This window comes from Vibrio sp. V19_P1S1T109 (assembly GCF_002241375.1).
Taxonomy (GTDB): domain Bacteria; phylum Pseudomonadota; class Gammaproteobacteria; order Enterobacterales; family Vibrionaceae; genus Vibrio; species Vibrio anguillarum.
Genome location: NZ_NDIM01000343.1, coordinates 1 through 3100 on the forward strand (window position 1 = coordinate 1; position 3100 = coordinate 3100).

General features: G+C 40.8%; 3 protein-coding genes and 1 pseudogene. All 4 read left to right on the forward strand.

Annotation, left to right across the window (positions count from 1 at the left end):
• Positions 1-163 precede the first annotated feature (163 nt).
• Positions 164-1357 (forward strand): acetate/propionate family kinase, encoded by a 1194-nt coding sequence (locus B9J87_RS16040; RefSeq protein WP_094151697.1) that lies wholly within the window; start codon positions 164-166, stop codon positions 1355-1357.
• Positions 1358-1884: 527 nt separating this feature from the next.
• On the forward strand, positions 1885-2448 hold the full coding sequence (locus tag B9J87_RS16045; protein ID WP_094151699.1) for a Crp/Fnr family transcriptional regulator: 564 nt from the start codon (positions 1885-1887) through the stop codon (positions 2446-2448).
• Between the two features lie 70 nt (positions 2449-2518).
• Positions 2519-2971 carry a GNAT family N-acetyltransferase gene (locus B9J87_RS16050; RefSeq protein ID WP_094151701.1) on the forward strand — a complete coding sequence of 151 codons (453 nt, stop codon included), beginning with the start codon at positions 2519-2521 and terminating at the stop codon, positions 2969-2971.
• Positions 2972-2973: 2 nt separating this feature from the next.
• A pseudogene (locus B9J87_RS17945) lies at positions 2974-3100 on the forward strand (DMT family transporter); the annotation flags it as partial.

Consider the following 3100-nt stretch of genomic DNA (forward strand, 5'->3'; position numbering starts at 1 on the left):
TTCAAAAGAAATAATAACTTGCCTCAGATCAAGAAAAAATCGTTTGGCATGAAACTAAAACTAAAACAAAGTTGAAAGATTAAAAAATTATTGAATAATGAGGGTCACGTAAACCAAGAAGTTGTATACTTCAACACTTAGTCTAAAACAGGAAACTTACCCCATGTCGAACTCGTTTGTTTTGGTTATTAACTCTGGCAGCTCATCACTGAAGTTTGCGGTGATTGATTCAAATACGGGGGATGCCGTACTGAGTGGTCTAGGTGAATGCTTTGGGCTTGATGATGCCCGTATGAGCTGGAAGTTTAACGGAGAAAAAGCCAATTGTGTGATTCAAGGTGAAGCGAATCACCACCTGTTGGCGGTTGCAAAACTGGTTGAGCTTGTGAAAAGCTACGGCTTGATTGATGACGTCGTTGCGATTGGGCACCGCGTAGTACATGGTGGCGAGAAGTTTACTAAGACCGTTAAGTTAGACGAAAAAATCGTCAACGAAGTTGAAGCGCTTAGTGATTTAGCACCGTTACATAATAAAGCACACGCGATTGGTATGCGCGCGGCAATGCTAGCGTTTCCTGAGTTACCGCAGTTTGCTGTTTTTGATACCGCTTTCCACCAAACCATGCCAGCAAAAGCCTACACAGGTGCGATTGCAAAAGAGCTATACACTGAGTTTGGTATTCGCCGCTATGGTTTCCACGGAACAAGCCATTATTTTGTGAGCCGTGAAGCGGCAAAAATGATCAACAAGCCAGTTGAAGAAAGCAGCTTTATTTCTGTTCACCTTGGTAATGGTGCGTCAGTGTGCGCAATTAAAGATGGTCAGAGTGTCGATACCAGTATGGGTTTTACACCGCTTTCCGGTTTGATGATGGGCACTCGCTGTGGTGACCTTGACCCCGGCATCATTGAATTTCTATTGAAGAAGGGCTGGACACAAGAACAAGTGTTTAATTCATTGAACAAAGCCTCTGGTTTCTTGGGTGTTTCTGGTTTAACCAGCGATGCACGTGGCATTCTAGAAGCCATGGAGCAAGGTCATGAAGGCGCTACATTGGCCTTCCAAGTCTTCACCTACCGTGTGGCGAAATACATCGCGTCATACCTTGCAGCGCTTGATTCGCTCGACGGTATTATTTTCACCGGTGGTATTGGCGAAAACGCATTGCCTATTCGTCGTGAAATTCTACGCAACCTGAAAATTCTTGGTTTTGTGGAAGATGAGCAAGGCAACGAGCAAGCTCGATTCGGTAATGCTGGCATTATCGCAAAATCAGACATGCTAAATGCAGTAGCGCTTGTGGTACCAACTAACGAAGAATTCGTGATCGCTCAACAGTCGGTTGAGTTGCTATAATTACATTTAAAATCAAATAGATAAAAGCGAGCTTAGTGCTCGCTTTTTTTGTACTCATATGTTGGATAGACCATCGCTAAGGATGTGCATGGCGACACCCCCATTACTAGCTCTATTGACTTCTACAATTCATTTTATGCCCTTAAATCAACAAGGTTCGTGTTGACTTGTTTATGCCCCGAAACAAGCTAACGCAATTACTCTAAAGATCGGCTTTGAACGACAAGCAGACACTAGTAGATAGTAAACTCACAGGGTATGCTACCTTGCAAAGTCTTGCTGATAAATGATACCTACAGGTAAATATGCGAAATTTTCTTGTCTTATTAATTACGATTCTTGCTTGTAAGTCATTCACAGCTACAAATAAGGAACTTAGGGGTATAAAATGGCACGTAGAATGCTAATTTGATGTAGGTTATCATCACCTGAACACCTCCGCTTTAATTGTTTTTTGGCGAATTTATTGTGTGCTTAAATATTCAGTTAATGTTTGGTTATAGATAAATACTTAGGTACAACCAATTATGCTTGACGCTTTCCTAGAGCAGTTACAAAAAAATGACTTTACTCGACACGAAGTAGAACAGCTAAAGCAATCTGCAAAGCTTTGTTCTTTGCCTAGTCGGCATATTTTTTACCATCAAGGGGAAGTTGCAAAAGAGATTTTCTTTCTATTAGAAGGAATATGTCACGCTGTTTATTTTACTGACAAGGGCAAAGAGTTTAGCAAACAGTTTTATTGGGAAAATGACTGGATCATTGGTTTTGAAAGCCTAGTTAACCAAACGCCATCACCATACCAACTTGAATCACTTACCCCTTGCTCGATTATGTCTCTCCCTATCGAAACATTAAGAACATGGCGTAAGAATAAATATAGTATTTATCTCAAGCTATTGGAAATACAACTGATGTATAAAGAAAACAAAGAACGTTTTATGTTGCTTTATACTCCAGAAGAACGCTATCAACAGTTCTGTAACAGTTATCCTAACTTGTTAGAGCGCCTCACCGATTATCAAATTGCAGCTTATCTTGGCATTACACCGATCAGCCTGAGTCGTATCAAAAAACGCAATCCAACTTAACAATTGTTAATGTCTAGACTTATTCACCTTGCTACATTTCGGATATCACTATGTGTAAGGCTGAATTAAAATGATTACTTGGCAACTCCATCCGTTTCCCCAATTAACAACAATGCAACTATATCAACTGCTAAAACTTAGAGTTGACGTGTTTGTTGTCGAGCAAGAATGTCCCTATCCTGAGTTGGATGGTAAAGATCACCAAGAAGGTGTTTACCACTTACTGGGTTATCAAGGTGGCAAGTTAATAGCCTGCGCACGCTTAATGTCAAAGGGGGTTAGTTATCCATCCGTCAGTATTGGTCGTGTTGCTATTTCAAAAAATTCTCGTGGAGGGGGCATAGGGCATCAACTGGTACAAGAGGCTCTATGTGCATGTGACAAGTTGTGGCCCAGAGAGTCAATCGAAATTGGCGCTCAAGAACACCTATCAGAATTCTACCAAAACCATGGATTTATGCCGACTTCTGTAATGTATTTGGAGGATGACATCCCACATATCGATATGAAGTTGGAAAAATAACAGTGTCTTTTCCTGTGGTAAACCTCGCGATTATCTTTCTCATATTAGGTAATCTTGCTGCTTCACTATCTGATGTCGCAGTTAAGTTACTTAATGGGGAGGTATCAGCCTTTCAGTACATTTTTATAC